This window comes from Pseudoalteromonas sp. CNC9-20 (genome assembly GCF_022347875.1).
In the GTDB taxonomy this organism is placed as follows: domain Bacteria; phylum Pseudomonadota; class Gammaproteobacteria; order Enterobacterales; family Alteromonadaceae; genus Pseudoalteromonas; species Pseudoalteromonas ruthenica.
Genome location: NZ_JAKRFS010000002.1, coordinates 509,087 through 527,493 on the forward strand (window position 1 = coordinate 509,087; position 18,407 = coordinate 527,493).

At 47.0% G+C, this 18,407-nt stretch carries 13 protein-coding genes and 3 tRNA genes; 11 read left to right on the forward strand and 5 right to left on the reverse strand.

Translation table 11 applies throughout. The annotated features are described in order from the left end of the window. The first annotated feature begins 14 nt into the window (after window positions 1–14). Window positions 15–1,361, forward strand: a complete 1,347-nt coding sequence (locus tag MHM89_RS05965) for a diguanylate cyclase (RefSeq protein WP_239408351.1) — start codon at window positions 15–17, stop codon at window positions 1,359–1,361. Here the strand turns inward: MHM89_RS05965 and MHM89_RS05970 are convergent, their stop codons facing one another. The 3 genes from MHM89_RS05970 to MHM89_RS05980 form a co-directional block, all read right to left on the reverse strand. Then, entirely contained in the window at window positions 1,362–2,084 is a 723-nt protein-coding gene (locus MHM89_RS05970) for a transporter substrate-binding domain-containing protein (protein ID WP_151174045.1), read from the reverse strand. Window positions 2,085–2,206: 122 nt separating this feature from the next. Then, window positions 2,207–4,213, reverse strand: a complete 2,007-nt coding sequence (uvrB, locus tag MHM89_RS05975; protein WP_022944495.1) for an excinuclease ABC subunit UvrB — start codon at window positions 4,211–4,213, stop codon at window positions 2,207–2,209. 12 nt (window positions 4,214–4,225) lie between these two features. Then, window positions 4,226–5,596: an MATE family efflux transporter gene (locus tag MHM89_RS05980; RefSeq protein WP_239408352.1), complete on the reverse strand. Its 1,371-nt coding sequence runs from the start codon at window positions 5,594–5,596 to the stop codon at window positions 4,226–4,228. A 719-nt stretch (window positions 5,597–6,315) separates the two neighbouring features. Here MHM89_RS05980 and MHM89_RS05985 point away from each other — a divergent pair. The 7 genes from MHM89_RS05985 to bfr (MHM89_RS06015) all read left to right on the forward strand — a co-directional run bounded on the left by MHM89_RS05985 (window position 6,316) and on the right by bfr (MHM89_RS06015) (window position 12,310). Then, window positions 6,316–6,392, forward strand: a tRNA-Asn gene (locus MHM89_RS05985). Between the two features lie 27 nt (window positions 6,393–6,419). Next, window positions 6,420–6,496 (forward strand) — tRNA-Asn (locus MHM89_RS05990). Window positions 6,497–6,516: 20 nt separating this feature from the next. After that, a tRNA-Asn gene (locus MHM89_RS05995) sits at window positions 6,517–6,593 on the forward strand. Between the two features lie 292 nt (window positions 6,594–6,885). Beyond that, window positions 6,886–8,820, forward strand: coding sequence for an EAL domain-containing protein (locus tag MHM89_RS06000; protein ID WP_138548324.1), 1,935 nt, complete (start codon window positions 6,886–6,888; stop codon window positions 8,818–8,820). 222 nt (window positions 8,821–9,042) lie between these two features. Beyond that, window positions 9,043–11,136: a TonB-dependent receptor gene (locus MHM89_RS06005; protein ID WP_239408489.1), complete on the forward strand. Its 2,094-nt coding sequence runs from the start codon at window positions 9,043–9,045 to the stop codon at window positions 11,134–11,136. A gap of 224 nt (window positions 11,137–11,360) precedes the next feature. Beyond that, entirely contained in the window at window positions 11,361–11,843 is a 483-nt protein-coding gene (bfr, locus tag MHM89_RS06010) for a bacterioferritin (RefSeq protein WP_045978988.1), read from the forward strand. Window positions 11,844–11,845: 2 nt separating this feature from the next. Then, window positions 11,846–12,310: a bacterioferritin gene (bfr, locus tag MHM89_RS06015; protein ID WP_022944623.1), complete on the forward strand. Its 465-nt coding sequence runs from the start codon at window positions 11,846–11,848 to the stop codon at window positions 12,308–12,310. Window positions 12,311–12,389: 79 nt separating this feature from the next. On the opposite strand, the gene MHM89_RS06020 is transcribed toward bfr (MHM89_RS06015), so the two are convergent. Both MHM89_RS06020 and MHM89_RS06025 read right to left on the reverse strand, forming a co-directional pair. Next, window positions 12,390–13,943: a phospholipase D family protein gene (locus MHM89_RS06020; RefSeq protein ID WP_239408353.1), complete on the reverse strand. Its 1,554-nt coding sequence runs from the start codon at window positions 13,941–13,943 to the stop codon at window positions 12,390–12,392. A gap of 91 nt (window positions 13,944–14,034) precedes the next feature. Then, complete coding sequence (locus MHM89_RS06025) at window positions 14,035–14,229, reverse strand: (2Fe-2S)-binding protein (RefSeq protein WP_022944621.1); 195 nt, start codon at window positions 14,227–14,229, stop codon at window positions 14,035–14,037. Window positions 14,230–14,604: 375 nt separating this feature from the next. On the opposite strand from MHM89_RS06025, the gene betI reads away from it, so the two are divergent. From betI to betA, 3 genes are read left to right on the forward strand one after another with little or no spacing between them, the layout of a single operon-like run. Continuing rightward, on the forward strand, window positions 14,605–15,204 hold the full coding sequence (gene betI / locus MHM89_RS06030; RefSeq protein ID WP_026111069.1) for a transcriptional regulator BetI: 600 nt from the start codon (window positions 14,605–14,607) through the stop codon (window positions 15,202–15,204). Beyond that, window positions 15,205–16,668 carry a betaine-aldehyde dehydrogenase gene (betB, locus tag MHM89_RS06035; protein ID WP_239408354.1) on the forward strand — a complete coding sequence of 488 codons (1,464 nt, stop codon included), beginning with the start codon at window positions 15,205–15,207 and terminating at the stop codon, window positions 16,666–16,668. Between the two features lie 12 nt (window positions 16,669–16,680). Continuing rightward, complete coding sequence (betA, locus tag MHM89_RS06040) at window positions 16,681–18,348, forward strand: choline dehydrogenase (RefSeq protein WP_239408355.1); 1,668 nt, start codon at window positions 16,681–16,683, stop codon at window positions 18,346–18,348. The last annotated feature ends 59 nt before the right edge of the window (window positions 18,349–18,407 follow it).

An 18,407-nucleotide genomic window follows, 5' to 3' on the forward strand; every position in this document is an offset into this window, starting at 1 on the left:
GTTGTGTGCTATTTGTGGCTGCCGCTACCATGAGCGTCAAGCGTTTATACCTTTATATCTTTGCGAGCCTAGCGTATTTTTGCGTGGCTGGCTTTGGTATTCACCTACTCACTTCGGCATATTATGAAAAACAAAAAGCAGAGAGTGAGCAACACCTGCGCGAGCAAACGGCACTTGTCCGCAACAAAATAGAAACCACCATTTTCAAAGATGTATTCGCCGCTGAAAGCTTGGCGACTGTGGTCGCTCTAAACCCTGAGCTGGCCATTGCTAATTGGCATACCATCGCCGCTAAGACCCTAGAACAATCGCAATTGGTGCGCAATTTAGGGCTTGCTCCCAATGACACCATCAGCCACGTATTCCCATTAGAAGGAAATCAACGCGCCATTGGTTTTAACTTCAAATCCAGCCCAGAGCAATATGCCACCGTGGTTAAAGCACGACAAAGTAAAAAGGTGGTCATTGCCGGCCCTTTAGAGCTAGTGCAAGGCGGCCAAGCGATCATCGCACGTTTCCCTCTTTTTGATGACTACCCCGTCAACGCCCATTATTGGGGCACTCTCAGTGTGGTCATGGATTTAGCCACACTGTATAAACAGGTCGGTATCAAAGATACTGAGCACTTGCATATCGCTTTGCGTGGGGTGAATGCATCGGGTGCCGAGGGCCAGGTGTTTTATGGCGATGCGAGCATCTTCAGTAATGCTGACAGCACCGCCACCATCCAACTTCCTAATGGCCGCTGGCAACTTGCGGCCCGCTATAGCATCCCCAGCAACCACGGTGACAATGCCCAACTACTCGGCGCCATCAGTATCGCGGCTGCCATTATACTGTATTTCTCTATCGCGATACTGGTGCGGGCATACCACCTCACTAAAACAATGTCTTTGCAGGATGAGCTAACCAAGCTGGCAAACCGGCGATATATCATGCAACGCCTTAATGCCTTGGTAAATGACCCACAGCAAGAAAAGAAGTTTGCCATCATCAGTATTGATTTAAATGAGTTTAAACAAGTAAACGATAACTTCGGTCATGCGGTGGGAGATGCGCTGCTAGTTCACGTTGCCCGAGAACTAGAAACTGCACTACGCGACGCGGATGTGGTTGCCCGCCTTGGCGGCGACGAGTTTTTAGTGCTTTTATATCGTATAAATGATCCGGATACGGTCGCACAAATTGTCGAAAAAGTGCGTCGCCATATAGAAAGCACTCCCCTCGCTCATGGCGATTTGTTTATCTACCCTTCACTAAGCTGCGGTTACAGTTGCCATACCGAACAAACACTGGATATTGAAGCTCTGCTAAACGAAGCAGATAAACGTATGTATAGCGACAAAGCGCAGCAAAAATAATCAGTGGTTGATGAGCTCAGCCAAAGCCGCATCCATTTTAGCTATAAAATCATATTTAAAGGGGTAGTTGCCGCGTTCGTCCCGCGCATAGCCGATGTGGGCTGAGCGTGTCATTAACACATGCTGCACAGTCAAATTCTTCGCCTTTATAGCAAGTTCAGGCTGTCGCTGCACTATTAGCTCTAATTCATACTCGCTTGAACGGCGGTCATTCACATAACACTCAATTCGTTGCTTTAGTAGCTTAAACAAGTTTGAACGGGTATTGGCATTACGCCATACTCGCACATCGCCGCGCTGCTGGGCTGCACGCACGGCATGGTCAAAAATCAAGTACCCAGCGTTGACACCAATATTAACCGCTGGGCCCGCTTTGCCAGCTAATGCTGCCGGTAAATCAGTGTCATTGTGGCACAGTGCGACCACTGTTTCTTGCTCAAGTGGCAGCGAATACATATCGATAAAGGGACGTTTATCAAGGTGTTTATAGGGCGGTAATATCGCAAACGCAGCGCCCTGCTCAAGCTGCTGCAGTGCCCGTTTCCAGGGCATTGGCTTTAATACCACCTCATAGTCTGTCAGTGATTTAGCAGCGCTTTGCACCAATGCAACGTAATCGCCTTGCAAAGTGCCTTGGCGAACATAAGTGTAAGGCGGATAGCTTTGATCAACCAGTATTTCAACGCGTTGCGACTGCGCAAAAACCGGCGCCACCCAGCACATAACAGCGCAGCCGAGAAGTGAAAAACACGCTTTTAAAATCAACGTGCGCCAACCGCCTTTGCAGGAATAATATCCTTAGTTTATAGCCTCCAACGAGCTAATATGCAAGGAGCCGATGGCCACTAGCTATGAATAAGCTGCTGCTGCAGTTCGTGCACTTGGTCGCGTACTTTGGCCGCTTTTTCAAATTCCAAATCACGAGCAAATTCGTGCATTTGTGCTTCTAGGCGACTAATCTCTTTGGCTATTTCACTGGCATCCATTGTCGTGCCGGCCTTTTTCGATGCCGGTTTAAGGCGTGCCTGCGCCGCTTTGTTTTGTACCTCTTCGCCGGTATCCATCACATCGGTAATGCGTTTTTTCAGCGCTTGCGGGGTGATCCCATGCGCTTCGTTATGGGCTATTTGTTTTTCTCTACGGCGGTTGGTTTCGTCCATGGCTTGACGCATTGAGCGAGTGATCACATCACCATATAAAATAGCACGGCCGTTAATATGGCGGGCTGCACGGCCAATGGTCTGAATAAGCGAGCGCGCTGAACGTAAAAAGCCTTCTTTATCGGCATCTAAAATAGCGACCAATGACACTTCCGGCATGTCTAACCCCTCTCGCAGCAGGTTGATGCCAACGAGCACATCAAATACCCCTGCCCGTAAATCGCGAATGATTTCCATGCGCTCTACGGTATCAATATCGGAGTGTAAATAGCGCACCTTCACATCATGATCGCTAAGATAATCAGTGAGGTCTTCCGCCATTCGCTTAGTTAGGGTGGTCACTAAAACCCGCTCGTTCACTTCGACACGTTTGTATATTTCAGAGAGCAAATCGTCCACCTGAGTGGCCACGGGACGCACTTCTATTTGCGGGTCGACCAAGCCAGTAGGACGGATCACCTGTTCAGCAACTTCGCCTGCGGATTTGTCTAGCTCATAATCCCCTGGGGTGGCAGATACATAGATAGTCTGGGGCATAATGGCCTCAAACTCTTCAAACTTAAGCGGCCGATTGTCCATTGCCGAGGGCAACCTAAAGCCATACTCAACAAGATTTTCTTTGCGCGATCGGTCGCCGCGATACATAGCCCCCACTTGTGACACGGTAACGTGAGACTCATCGATGATCATCAAAGCATCATCCGGGAGATAGTCCAGTAAGGTTGGCGGTGGCTCGCCTGGCGCCCGACCCGACAAGTAACGGCTGTAGTTTTCAATGCCACTGCAATAGCCAAGCTCTTGCATCATTTCAATATCGTACTGGGTGCGTTGTGCAATACGCTGCTCTTCAATCAGCCGGTTGTCATCAAGCAAGCGTTGGCGGCGGCTTTTCAATTCGGTTTTGATATTCTCAATAGCCGCTAATATTTTCTCACGGGGTGTAACATAGTGTGTTTTTGGGTAGATGGTGGCGCGCACGAGGTTTTTTTCCACATGACCGGTGAGCGGATCAAATAAGCTTAAGCGCTCTATTTCATCATCAAACATCTCGACGCGCACGGCAATATCATCGGACTCAGCGGGGAAAATATCAATCACCTCGCCACGCACGCGATAGGTGCCCCGGCTGAAATCCATATCATTACGGGTGTATTGCAACTCAGCTAAACGCCGCAGCATATCACGTTGGTCTATGGTATCTCCGACCTTCAATAGCAGCATCATTTTCATGTAGGAATCAGGATCGCCAAGACCGTAAATGGCAGAAACGGAAGCCACAATCACCACATCGCGCCGCTCTAATAAGGCTTTGGTGGCCGACAACCGCATTTGCTCAATATGCTCATTAATGGAGGCGTCTTTTTCGATAAAGGTGTCGCTTGCAACTACATAGGCTTCTGGCTGGTAGTAGTCGTAGTATGAGACGAAATATTCCACAGCATTATTGGGAAAGAACTCTTTCATTTCACCATACAGCTGCGCCGCCAGCGTTTTATTGTGCGCCATGATAATAGTCGGGCGATTAAGCTCAGCCATAATATTAGCCATGGTAAAGGTCTTGCCGGTTCCTGTCGCGCCGAGCAAAGTTTGGTGAGCCAGTCCCGCTTCTAACCCTTCGACCAACTGGGCAATGGCACTAGGTTGGTCGCCACTTGGCGAGTAACCAGATACCAATTCGAACATATCTTTCACTAACAAGACTCCTTATTGTTGGCTGTGGCGTTTAAGCTCATGTGTGAACCATAAGTACGCAACGACGGCTGTAAACAGATTACCCATTGCCGCGCCAATAAATAAACCGGTTAAGTCGGCGATTAAACTGCCAACATAGGCAATCGGCACATAAAAGACAAACAATCGAATTACGCTCAAAACGAGTGCATTCATTGGCCTGTGCAAGGCATTGAACGAGGAGTTAGTTAAAATAATAACGCCTTGTAAGCCATACGATAGCGGTAAAATGTAAATAAATAAGCTGATCAGCTCCCGCACTTGGCTCTCACTGGCAAAAGCAAGTGCTATCCAATGACCCACAGCTAACAGTAATAAGTAGATGAGAAATTGCCAAATAAGGACAAACTGCAAGGTCTTTTGGTATGCCTCGCGCACCCGCTCTATTTTTCCGGCTCCAAAGTTTTGGCTGATAAACGGCGGTAATGTCATTGACAACGCCAACACCACCAACGATGCTATCGACTCTATCCGGCTGCCGACACCGAACGCAGCCACCGCTGGTGCTCCAAAGGTAGCGACGATAGCAGTCATAACGGCCATCGCTAAAGGCGTTAGCATATTCGCACCCGCTGCAGGAAAGCCTATTTTTAAGATCTTCCGTGTTGCCCCATAAAAACTCTGACTGCGGCACTGACTGCTCAGTAGTTTACGACGCACAATGAGAATATGCAGCACCAAAATAACGCCAACAACCCAAGAGATTGCACTGGCAATGGCCGCGCCTTGAACACCTAATGCCGGAATTGGGCCCCAGCCGAAAATCAATATAGGATCAAGTATGGCATTGATAAGTCCAGAGCCGCCCATGATCAGGCTAGGTGTCTTAGTATCGCCATTCGCGCGCAAAATAGCATTGCCAATCATGGGCGTGACTAATAGCACACTGGCTAGAAACCAAATATGCATATATTGGTCGATGATGGGTAGCAACTGTGCTTGGGCCCCTAGAAGCTTAAACAACGGCTCGCTAAAGAGATAACCTGCTACCGATAGTAAGAGCACGAGTATCGCTGAAACAATGAGCGCAACCGTGCCATCAAAACGAGCTTGAGCATGCTCACCCGCTCCCAATGCTTTAGCTATCACCGCTGAGGTCCCAATCCCTAGACCAATAGCGAGGCTAATAACAGTGAATGTCACAGGGAAGGTAAAGCTAATTGCCGCTAAAGGTTGTGTACCTAGCATACTAATAAAAAATGTATCAACTAGGTTAAACATCATTAGAAAGATCATGCCAAAAATCATCGGCACAGTCATTTTCGTTAAAGTCGGTACAATGGCAGCATGAAGAAGCTGAGAGGGTTGCGCATGATCAGAAGAATGAGTTTCGGCTGTAGCCATATCGACGCTTATTGCTGCTAATTCCAAATCCCCATTCTAAAGCATCAAAGCATCCCTCGCTACGCCTAAATGGTGCATAAAAAATGATCTTTTTCTAAATTTGGCTGACTTGTTTGTGCAAAAGCATGTAAAAAACAAATTATTTACAGCATGTATACATTTTGGGGATGAAATGACTTTTTTTTACACAGTAAGATGAATACATCGTCAATTCAGATTATAACAAACGCTCTTTAAGTAACGCCAAAGAATATAAGAGCAAATCATTGATTTTAAATAAAAATATTTTTTATCCTTTTCCCCTTGCATTCTTACTCGCTCTCTGTCGATACCGATAGCTACTGCCCTTGCCCTATTCATAAACAGACTTATCCACAGATTTCGTGGATAAGTTACGCCACCCCTTTAATTATAAGGGGTTAAGCTAATTTGCTCGTTTTTTACTGAGTTTACGTTCATCTTCGGGTTGTTTGCGCTATGAGTCATGAAAGTATAAGTTACTGACAGACTCGATTATTTCCCTTTGTCAGTGTAATTACTGATGAAATCGCTCTGCGACAGGCGCAACGCAGCCCCAAATAGAGGCTGTTTTGCGCGCTAAGCAGTCAATTTGAGTGAAAAAGCGCCGAACAGTCTACTTTTTTTATTTTTAGAGTTTTTATTGGTTGACACTTTAGGGCGCGGTCATTAATATTTCGCCCCGTTGAAAGGCAGGCGCTTCCCCCTTAGCTCAGTTGGTTAGAGCGACGGACTGTTAATCCGCAGGTCCCCCGTTCGAGTCGGGGAGGGGGAGCCAAATCTTTCAGCAAAATAAGGTAATTGTTCCCCCTTAGCTCAGTTGGTTAGAGCGACGGACTGTTAATCCGCAGGTCCCCCGTTCGAGTCGGGGAGGGGGAGCCACTACTTACCTTTGAAATTGTTCCCCCTTAGCTCAGTTGGTTAGAGCGACGGACTGTTAATCCGCAGGTCCCCCGTTCGAGTCGGGGAGGGGGAGCCAATTTTCACCCATCTCCTCTTTCTAGACAAACTCATCTTTGTAAACTACTCTTTGTACTGTGTTTTTTCTCAAGCCGTGCTATATTATTGCGCCATTAGTCAATGATTTATAACAACTCATTGCACCAAGGTTGTATGTAATAACGGTTAAATTACACTAGTAGAGATTAGGCCGCTGTGATAATTCGCCGTCTCACATGGCACGCTCGCGCATGTGAATGGACTCTTTGCCAAAGTTCAGTCGCGATTAGGATTTATCGTTTAGCTGGTTAAATAATAAGGATAAAGCTAAGTTGAAACGGTTCACCCTCTTACAATTTTCTTTATGGCTACTGGCATTGTGTGCCGGTATTATCGCTAATGTGATGGTTTTTCACTCTTACAGTGTGGAAAAGCAAGAACACATGCAGGTAAGCTTGCAGCGGTATTTAGATAGCCATCCGCAAATTACTGTCGCCGATGCTCCCGCTATGGCAGAGCAATTGTTTGCCACCATGAACTTGAAAAACCTATGGCTAAGAGATGCTGAGGGTGAAGTATTGGCAAACAAAACACACCGCCAGAATAGCGCACTACTTTCACAAGTGGCTCAGTCTCAGTTCAACAGTGTCCGCAGCCAGTACGCGGTCAGCAGTAATGGTGAGCTGCGCATAGAGTTTATTGCCGATCTAGACGATGTAGCGAAAACATTTGAAGTTGGGTTACTTTATTTTGTATTAGTCATATCCCTGCTCGCACTGTTGCCTATTGCTAGTTTAAAAACGGCGTTTGTGGGATACCGCCGGCATGTGGCTGATATGATTTCAGCGATAATCGACCAATTCGTCAGCAATGGCGTGGTGCCAGATACCAGCAGCCGTGCATTCTCTGACGATAGCCAAAAGCAACGATTAGCCAGTCAAATCTCCCCTGCCCTCAATCGCCTATCAACGTACTTAGGCTCGCAACTCGACAATATTGCCAGCTCGGCAGTGGAAATAAAAAAAGAGGCCTATAAAGACGTAGTCACCGAACTGGGTAATCGCAACATGTTCGTAGAGTATTACGAACGTCACATTGAACACGTTCAAGGTGATTGTTTTGGCTGTATCGCCCTGGTACGAGGCACCGAATTGCAGCACATCAACCAGCGCAGCGGTTATCAGCAAGGTGATGAGTACATTCGCAGTATTGCTGAGATGCTCAGCGCCGTGGTCGGCAGTTATCGTGGCAGCAGCGTATTTCGCCTTAACAGCTCAGATTTTGCCGTGGTGTTACCCAATATTCCGCTAAAAGAAGCGGAGCGCTTTGCTAATAATGTTCAGTCTAAGCTAAACCAGTACCAGAAAATCCATGATCTAACCTCTGTCGCTTACACCGGCATTGTGCCCTACGAGCAAAATAAACCCCTAGGCGAGCTACTGGCGAATGTTGATGTGGCGATGAATATTGCCCAGAGCAAACAAAATAACGCTTGGCACATTCAACGCCAAGAGGATATGAGTGCTAGCAGCAATCAAGGGTCGCAAAATTGGCGCAAAATGATCAACGATTTACTCGATAAGCAAAGCGTGACCTTAGTGATCCAAGCCATTATGCCGCTAGGCAAAAGCAACAATGCCTACTCAGAGATTCAGGCGCGATTTCGCGATGAGGAAGAGCATATCTTACCGACCTCTTCGTTTATGGCGATGGCCGATCAGTTAGGAAAATCGGTTGAACTGGATCAGATGATCATCGAACATGCTTTTCGGGCGATGAAAAGTAAGAACCTCAATGCGCAGTATTTTGGACTCAATGTGTCAGCCGCAAGCGCCCATGATGATAAATTTGTGATCTGGCTTGAACGTCGACTGATGAAAGAAGGCGAATTGGCAGCTCGTCTCATCTTTGAGATTTCAGAGCTAGGACTGCAACAAAACATCGGCGCAAGCAAACGCTTTATAACCATGCTGCATCGCGCAGGCGCCCGTATTACCGTAGAGAAGTTTGGCGTAGGGCTAACGTCATTTAAGTTTTTCCGAGAGTTAAAACCAGACTTTATCAAAATGGATGCCAGCTACACGCGCGGCCTAGAAGACGATAAGAATAACCAGTACTTCATGCGATTAATGGTTGATTTAGCGCACCGTATTGGCGTTAAAGTATTCGCCGAAGGCGTTGAAAGCCAAGAAGAGAAGCATATTATCGAGCAGCTTTGTCTTGATGGTGCACAAGGCTACTACATTGAAAAACCTCGGGAGCTGTAATACAGCTCCTTTCCTACACTTACCCCAGCCTCTAAGAGCAGACATGCTACATCGCGTGGTAAAGCAAGTTTGCTCTGCCCGCTGTGCATAAGTTACCGCGACTAAATGCATATGGTCGGATGACATCTTTCCATCTTGTTATCATTAGTGATATTAATTATCATTCGCCCCTCCATTTTAGTACAACAAGGACAATACGTGCGCTTTCCCTTTTCTCTAATTATGCTTGCTCTCAGTGGCAACGTCATCGCCAAACAAAATAACAATGAAAACTTAGAACATATTATTGTGACTGGTAGCCGTGTCATAGAAAATATTGATGAAGTGCCAGCATCGGTGACGGTGATCACGCGAGAACAAATTGAGGCTCAGCTTAAGGTTAATCCAGAATTACAAAACCTTTTGCAAATGATGGTGCCAGGCATGGCGCCAAGCACAAATAGTTCTAGTAACACCGGGCAAACGTTGCGCGGCAGAGCGCCCTTAGTGATGATTGACGGTGTCCCTCAGTCCACGCCGCTGCGTAATGGCTCTTTGGGCATTCGCACACTCGACCCAAGCGTTATTGAACGCATTGAAGTCATCAAAGGGGCCACCTCAGTATATGGCAATGGCGCTGCAGGCGGAGTGATCAATTACATTACCAAAAAACCGACAACGGCTGATGATTTTAGCGCAGAGCTTGATGTGTCAACACGATTCAGTGCCGTCAAAGCGGATGAAACCTTAGGTGCACGCATCGAGGGCTCGGTCAGTGGCCGGGCAAACAAGTTTTCTTATTTAGCGACAATCAGCTATGAAGAAAATGGCGTACAGCGCGACGCCGAAGGCGATATTCTTGGCTTGCAATACGGACTCAGTGACGTACAAACGCACAATTACTTCACCAAATTAGGTTACGACTTTGATGCAGATAAGGCCCTCGCCTTTACTTACAACTATTATAAGTCGCAACAAAAAACAGATTTAGGCGATGTCTTTGGTAACGTCAATTCTGGCGATAAATCCTACGCGATTCATGTGCCGCCAGCACAGCAAAAGCAAGGTCGTCCTCAAGGCCCAAGTGGCAACACCAATGCCATGCTTAAGTACACCGATAACGCTATCTTCGCGCACACCGCACTGACTCTAGACTTATATGCGCAAGATATTGAAAACGTGTTCTTCTTCTCTCCAAATCTTGCCAACCCAGATGAGGGTTATGATGGCGGTCAGTCGATCATTGCCTCGCAGAAGCAGGGCCTGCGCGCCACATTGAATACCTTGATAGATTTTGACAACACCGAAGCCACCTTTATTTATGGTATTGATGCGCTGCAAGACACCACATCTCAACCCTTAGTTGATGGCCGTGAGTGGGTCCCGGAAATGGACATGAGCAACCTTGCCGGCTTTTTTCAAAGTAAATGGGTGATGTTTGATGACTATGTTATCAAAGCCGGTGTACGCCATGAGGACATCGACCTCGAAGTTGATGATTACCGTACCCTTAAACTGTGCCGCAACGCCCAGCAATGCTCTGTGGCGTTCGAAGTGCGTGGTGACACCCTCAATTACACAGCCACCACCTACAATGTCGGGCTAAAATATAATGCGTATGAGCAATTTAGTCCGTTTTTTAGTTACTCTCAAGGTGCAGATATCTCTGATATTGGCCGCTTGCTGCGTAGCGCTACCGTGGATGATATTGCTCTGATCCGCACTGAAGCCGCGCTTATCGACAATTACGAAGTGGGCTTTACGTCGGTACTTGATAGCCTGCGAATTGAAGCGTCTTTATATCGCAGCACCTCTGATTTGGGAACCACTAACCGTTTTGATGAAGCCACTGGCGTATACATGCCTGTACGTGCTCCACAGGAGATTTGGGGGTATGAAGCGCTAGTGGATTACCGCTTTCACCCTGCTTGGCGAGCCACTGCCACCTATTCTTATGTCAAGGGCAAAAACACGGCTGAAGATATTTATCTCGGAGGCAAACAAATTAGTCCACCCAAGGCGACTGTGAACCTACAATGGCAAGCTACAGATGATGCCGCGCTCACGTTATCAAACTTATACGTGGGAAGCCGCAAACGGTTTACCGCCAACGATGCTGGCGAGTATGTTGGCGATCAAGGGCCGATTGACGATTATTTTGTCATGAACCTCAGCGGTAACTGGCAATTCAATTCAAGCGCCAATGCCTATTTCGGCATCGAAAACCTTCTAAACCGCGATTACTATCCCGCAAGAGCGCAAGCTTACACCTATGGCGGCTACAATATAAAAGGTTTAGGCACCACAATCACCGCCGGTATCCATTACCAATTCTAGGGCGGCAATAAGCAATCCAGTTGTATCAACAGTGCAAAGCCGGTTTACCGGCTTTTTTATTCGGCTTGTCTCACTGCGGTTAAAAAAGAATCACTCACAAGCATTAATCGAAACTTGAATGCGAATACTTTTTAATTGTAACCCTATGATTTATATATAAAAATTTGATTTATTCATAAGATCGACTACACTAGGGCTACATCTTTCTAAGGAGATTATGGCAAATGCAAGGTAAACAACGAGTTATAGACGCATTCAATAAGCTGCTTGCAAATGAGCTGGCCGCAATTGACCAATATTTCATTCATTCGCGCATGTACGAAGACTGGGGTTTAAATAAACTTTATGAGCGTTTGGAGCACGAGCGCGACGAGGAGACGCAACACGCTGACTGGCTTATCAAGCGTATTTTATTTTTAGAAGGCGTGCCCGATTTAACTAAACGTCGAGCTCTGCTTGTTGGTGGCAACGTCAAAGAAATGATGGCCAACGACCTTAAGCTTGAGCTTGAGGTTGTACAGTGTGTTAAAGAAACCATCAAAATTTGCGAAGAAGAACAAGACTATCAATCTCGCGAAGTACTTGAGAAGCTCTTGTTTGATACCGAAGAGGACCATGTTTATTGGCTTGAACAGCAACTGGGTCTTATTGAGAAGATCGGTATTCAAAATTATCAACAATCGCAAATGGGTGAGTCTGAGGCTTAATTATGAAAGGTGATAAAGACGTCATTGCAGCCTTAAACCAAGTGCTTGCAAATGAGCTAGTAGGCATTAACCAATACTTTTTGCATGCGCGCATGTTTAAAGATTTTGGTTTTAGCAAACTAGATAAAGCTGATTACAAGGTGTCTATCCAGAAAATGAAAAATGCCGATAGACTTATCGAGCGCATTCTGTTTTTAGAGGGGCTTCCTAACCTACAGGATTTAGGGCGCCTGCGTATTGGTGAAAATGTTGAAGAGATGATAGCTGCCAACATGCATTTTGAGCTGGAGTCATTAAAGGACTTGCAGGCAGCGGTAAAGCTTGCCGAAGAGCGTTTAGATTACATCAGCCGTGAGGCGCTAGATGCAATTCAAAATGAGCAGGAAGAGCAAATAGATTGGCTGGAAACGCAGCAACATCTAATCAAGGCCACGGGCCTCGAAAACTATCTGCAATCGCAGATGTAATCCTTGCCGCGCCTGATCTTCATTAAAAAAAGCCGCTAAGTTGCGGCTTTTTTATTTAAGTGTGGCCAACATGGCTGTGCTATAGAACATCTTCTATCGGCAATAAAGACATAAGCCATACTTTAAAACGCAACCATGCACTGGTATCAGGCTCAGTGGTCAATCGCTGTTGGTTCTTTCTGTCTTGCCACACAATATCGCCCTGCTCGTCGAGGCTTAGTTGCCACGCATATTTAGGCATCTCCGTTGTGATCCATCGACTTAATAAGCGATTCATACGCACGGAGTGAATCAACAGCCCTTGCTCTGTGTTTAAATTAAACGAGCGCGGGTCTAGATTTAGCGAACCCACAAATATTTTGTCATCATCCATGGTCATGCTTTTAGCGTGCAAGCTGGCAGTGGAAGAGCCACGAAACCCTTTACGCTTCGGTTGCTGCGCGGCTAAGTCCAGATTACGCTTAAGCTCCCATAATTCGACGCCCATAGCCAACAGCTGCTGACGATAATCGGCATACCCAGCATGCACAACCGGCACATCGGTGGCGGCAAGCGAGTTGGTGAGAACAGTCACAGCAACCCCCTGCTCACGCCATTTCTTAATGAGCTCTAATCCCTTATCTTTGGGAATGAAATAAGGGGAGATAATGTTCACGCGCTGGCGAGGCTCTCCCATGGCTGCAAACAGCTTCGGTGCCATGTGCGTACTATTATTACGGCTATCGGTTAACAGCTTATTAGGGTCATCAACATATAACTGCGCTTCTGCCCAGTCCATAGACAGCTTACCGTTAACCAATGTTTGTACCAAAGTGGACTCTTTAAGCCTTTGAATATAGGGGCTTTCGTTGTGAAATGCGGTGCTAACGTAACGACTTAGGCGGCTTGATAACTGCGCCAAATCTTGGCTGTCAGCACTGCCAGACAATTCATTGATATCCTCAGCGAGTGGATGATTCCAATATAAGTCGAAAGCCATGGTTGCCTTATCAACGATTGGGCCGACACCCAGTACGTCAAAGTCAACAAATTGTGAGTTATGATCACCGGAAAAATAGGCGTTGCCAATGTTCCGCCCCCCAGTAATGAAGAGCTCGCTGTCAACGATAAAGCTCTTATTGTGCATACGCCGCGATACACGGGAATAATCAGTGATAAAACTTAAGAACCGCAACCGCCTGTGATTCAAAGGATTAAACAGTCTCACTTCAACGTTGTTATGCACCGCCAAAGCACTTAAATCTTGCTCTAAGTTCGCTTGAGATAGGTCATCAAGTAACAGGCGAACTCGCACGCCACGCTCGGCAGCACGCAATAAATAGGCACTCAACAGCTGTGAGGTTTCTTCGCGATGATACAAATAGTACTGTAAATCGACAGAGTATTGCGCTGTCTCTATCAGCGCAATACGTGCAGCGAAGGCATCTAGGCCATCAATCAAGGGATAAAACCCCGACAGTTCAGGGCTGGGCTGTTCGTCTATAACATTCGATATCAAAGCTGTTCCCTTCGCTGGCATGGAATAACTGGCATCATCTAAGTTGTGCACGTTATACGCTTTAGGGGCTACGCAACCGGCAACAACCACCACGGCAAAGACAAGTAATAAACGCGCGTTGATAAGGGCATCCATTGTGATTACCTAAGCAACGTAGTCTATTGTTAATATAACAAATTCAGGGGGATATAAAAGGAGGTAGGAGGATCATACGTCGCTATAGGGATTAAGCGACGTCGTCAGTCACATCAACAATATCAATCAGCTTTTGGTTAAGAATTTTTTTGGTGCAATTGCAGCATTTGCCACACTGCGAACCAACCTTTAGTTCTTTTGTAAGATCGCGCATTGAACGGGCTCCATCATCAATCGCCTGCTCAATTTTTTTGTCTGATACACCATGACATAAACAGATATACACGAATACAAACCACTCTCAATTGCGTTATTGGCTATAGTTTAATCTAAACAAAAATAGTTATCAATAAAAAATTATTGCTCTTTTATTGCGCTATCTACACTTTGCTAACAAGCAATTAGACATCTAATCATTGGTGCTGATAAAAAAATTTTGTATCTCTATTCTCGAGCTGTACCCGCCACCAAAAAAGCACTTTGACAGAACTATAACTCAATGTTTTAAATTGATATTTATCAATTCACCGACCAGTAAAAATTAGCCTTCTAGTCAACATAGATCTTTGCCTACGTTTGGATCTGAACAAACTCTGAAGCTTGATCATTTCAGCTCAAACTATTAATCTTTATTTTAATTGAACGGTCAATTAATAAAAATATGCCTAAAGTCGGAATGGAACCTGTGCGGCGTCAACAGTTAATCGACGCCACTTTAAACTCAGTTGCTGAGCTTGGCTTACATGCCACCACCATCAACAGCATTAGCAAACGTGCCGGATTATCTTCGGGCATCATTAGCCATTACTTTGGTGGTAAACAAGGTTTGATTGAAGCAACGGTGCGTTACTTATTAACCCAGCTGAAAATTAACTTGCTGGCGAAGACCACCGCTGACGACACGCTCAGTCCACGAGAGCGACTAAACTTAATCGTTGAGTCAAACTTTGCCCCCGTACAGCAACAGCATGACAGCACCCGAACTTGGCTGAGCTTTTGGGCGCAGTCACTGCACGACCCTGCCCTATTCCGACTGCAGCAGGTCAACAGTCGTCGCTTACGCAGTAATTTACAGGTGTCGTTTAATACCCTGATGCCACGCGACAAAGCCAAGCAGGCCGCCGAGTTGGCCGCAGGCATGATTGACGGATTATGGCTACGCTGTGTACTCAGCCGCGGCGAAGCCGATGACTTTCATCACGCTGAGCAGTTAAGTAAAAGTTATATCGATACCCTGATAGCGCAATTTGGAGAACAGTAAATGTCTTACCCTCGCTTACAAAGTTTTATTGATGGTGCCCCCATGGCCAACGCCAGTGGCGATGTGTTTGATGTCATTAACCCAGCAACTGACGAGGTCATCTATCAGGTCGAAGTGGCCGATGAGCATATCCAACAGGCCGCCATCGACAGCGCTAAAGCTGGTTTCGCGCAGTGGTCAGCGATGCAGCCTATCGAGCGTGCCCGCATTTTGCACAAAGCGGTGGCCTTGTTACGCGAGCGTAACGATGAGCTGGCGAAAATTGAAGTATTAGATACCGGTAAACCGTGGCAAGAAGCCGAGTGCGTCGATGTAGTCACTGGTGCCGACGCCATTGAGTACTTTGCCTCATTAGCGCCCACCGTAGTCGGTCAGCAGCAAGAGGTTGCCGGCGACTTTTACTATACCCGCAAAGAAGCATTAGGGGTGTGTGCCGGCATTGGCGCATGGAACTACCCTCTGCAAATCGCGTGTTGGAAATCTGCACCGGCATTGGCCGCAGGTAACGCCATGATTTTTAAGCCTTCGGAAGAAACCCCAAAAGGCGCCAACATGTTAGCGGAGATTTTCATTGAAGCCGGCGTACCAGCAGGGGTTTTCAATGTCGTCCATGGCGCCGCCGAGGTGGGTCAGTGGCTTACAACCCACTCAGAAATCGAGAAGGTCTCTTTCACCGGCGAAGTGGGCACAGGTAAAAAAGTAATGCAAAGCGCCGCCAGCAACTTAAAAGACGTCACCATGGAGCTCGGCGGCAAATCACCGCTATTGGTATTTGATGATGCCGATATTAGCGAAGCGGTCAGTGCCGCAATGCTTGGCAACTTCTACACCCAAGGTGAAGTGTGCACTAACTGTACTCGTGTGTTTGTGCAGCGTGGTGTTTATGAGCAGTTTATGAGTGAACTGCTCGAGCGGACACAAAAGAATATTATTGCCGGCGATCCGTTAGACCCTGAGGTGAACTTAGGCGCGCTGATCTCGAAAAAGCATCAACAGCTTGTGCTTGAGTACATTGACAAGGGTAAACAAGAAGGGGCTACCGTTGCCATCGGCGGTCATGCACTGACCCCAACAAGTGCGCCGCAAGGCTATTTTGTGGCCCCAACCGTGTTTACCGATTGCGATGACAACATGACTATTTGTCGCGAAGAAATCTTTGGTCCGGTTATGAGTGTCTTAGTGTTTGATGACGAGCAAGAAGTCATTGAGCGCGCTAATAACACACCTATGGGCCTGGCCGCTGGTGTAATGAGCCAAGATCTACGCCGCGCCCACCGTGTGATCCACCAGCTTGAGGCTGGTATTTGTTGGATTAATGCTTATGGCGCCTCCCCGGCAGAAATGCCTGTCGGCGGCTATAAGCTATCGGGCATTGGCCGCGAGAATGGCTTAGAGGCTATCAACCAATACCTACAAACGAAATCGGTGTACGTGGGTATGAACCAACTTGAGAGCCCTTTTTAAGGAGGTGTCATCATGAACAGCGAATTTGATTATATTATCGTTGGCGCCGGTTCAGCAGGTTGTGTACTGGCAAACCGCCTGAGTGCCGATAGTAACAACCGGGTGTTGTTACTTGAGACCGGCGGCAGTGATAAAAGTATTTTTATTCAAATGCCTACGGCGCTGTCTATCCCTATGAATACCAGCAAATATGCTTGGCAATTCCACACTGAGGCAGAGCCGTATTTAGATAATCGCAAAATGCATTGTCCTCGCGGCAAAGTACTCGGTGGCTCATCATCTATCAACGGCATGGTGTATGTACGCGGTCACGCCAAAGACTTTGACGAATGGCAACAACACGGTGCACAAGGCTGGAGCTATCAGGACTGCTTACCTTATTTCAAAAAGGCCGAGCAATGGTACCTCGGCGGTGACACTTATCGTGGTGGCGATGGTCCTTTGGGCGTAAATAACGGCAACGACATGAAAAACCCGTTGTATAAAGCCTTTATTGATGCCGGTCAGCAAGCAGGCTATGCCTTTAGCAAAGATTATAATGGTGCACAGCAAGAGGGCTTTGGCCCTATGCACATGACCGTAAAAGACGGCAAACGTTGTTCGGCGGCGCGTGCCTATCTGGATCCGGTCAAAGAGCGTAGCAATCTCACCATCGTCACTCATGCGAAAGCGCAAAAAGTGTTACTAGAGGGCAAACAAGCTCGTGGCATTCAGTATCGCGTTGGTGGCAAAGTTCATAAAGCCATGGCCAACAAAGAAGTGATTTTAAGTGCCGGGCCCATTGGCTCTCCACATTTGTTGCAGTTGTCTGGCATCGGTGACAAAGCCCATTTAGATAATGCCGGTATTCCCTGTACACACCATTTACCCGGTGTGGGTCAGAACCTGCAAGATCACTTAGAGTTTTATTTCCAATTTAAGTGTAAGCAACCTATTACCCTCAATGGCAAGCTTGGGCTGTTTTCAAAAGCCATGATCGGGGCTCGCTGGTTATTATTCAAAGATGGCTTAGGGGCGACCAACCACTTTGAATCATGTGGCTTTATTCGCTCTAAAGAAGGGGTTGAGTGGCCTGATCTACAGTATCACTTTTTACCTGCGGCGATTCGTTACGACGGCAAGAGTGCCTTTGCTGGCCATGGCTTCCAAGTCCATATTGGTCACAATAAGCCGAAAAGTCGTGGTCATGTGTTGGTTAAAAACAGCGACCCTGACTGTGCGCCAAAAATTCAATTTAATTACCTTCAACACCCGGACGATATCGAAGGCTTTCGTGCCTGCGTGCGCCTAACGCGCGAAATTATCAATCAAAATGCATTTGATGCATTCCGCGATGAGGAAATTCAACCGGGTACTGACGTGCAAACAGATGAGCAAATTGATGCCTTTGTGCGCCAAGCCGTTGAAAGTGCCTACCACCCTTCTTGCTCGTGCAAAATGGGTGAAGATGAAATGGCCGTGGTTGATAGTCAGGCAAAGGTACATGGTGTTGAGGGTCTGCGTGTGGTTGACTCCTCAATTTTCCCGACCATTCCTAATGGCAACTTAAATGCGCCCACCATTATGGTAGCGGAAAAGGCAGCCGACCATATCTTAGGAAAGACTCCGCTTGCGTCGCAGCATGTTGAAGTGGTCAACGACCCGCAATGGCAGCAGCGACAGCGTAGCCAAACTCTGTAACTAATACGATTTCACAAGGCTTTCTTGGTGCAGCTCAATAGCTGCGCCCTGGGCGCCTT

What these genes read in the sequence shown, in the direction of transcription:
- MHM89_RS05970 (WP_151174045.1), bottom strand. Translation starts at nt 2,084, where the DNA reads ATGTGCTGGGTGGCGCCGGTTTTTGCGCAGTCGCAACGCGTTGAAATA.
- MHM89_RS05980 (WP_239408352.1), bottom strand. Translation starts at nt 5,596, where the DNA reads ATGGCTACAGCCGAAACTCATTCTTCTGATCATGCGCAACCCTCTCAG.
- MHM89_RS06005 (WP_239408489.1), top strand. Translation starts at nt 9,043, where the DNA reads ATGCTTGCTCTCAGTGGCAACGTCATCGCCAAACAAAATAACAATGAA.
- bfr (WP_045978988.1), top strand. Translation starts at nt 11,361, where the DNA reads ATGCAAGGTAAACAACGAGTTATAGACGCATTCAATAAGCTGCTTGCA.
- bfr (WP_022944623.1), top strand. Translation starts at nt 11,846, where the DNA reads ATGAAAGGTGATAAAGACGTCATTGCAGCCTTAAACCAAGTGCTTGCA.
- MHM89_RS06020 (WP_239408353.1), bottom strand. Translation starts at nt 13,943, where the DNA reads ATGGATGCCCTTATCAACGCGCGTTTATTACTTGTCTTTGCCGTGGTG.
- betI (WP_026111069.1), top strand. Translation starts at nt 14,605, where the DNA reads ATGCCTAAAGTCGGAATGGAACCTGTGCGGCGTCAACAGTTAATCGAC.
- betB (WP_239408354.1), top strand. Translation starts at nt 15,205, where the DNA reads ATGTCTTACCCTCGCTTACAAAGTTTTATTGATGGTGCCCCCATGGCC.
- betA (WP_239408355.1), top strand. Translation starts at nt 16,681, where the DNA reads ATGAACAGCGAATTTGATTATATTATCGTTGGCGCCGGTTCAGCAGGT.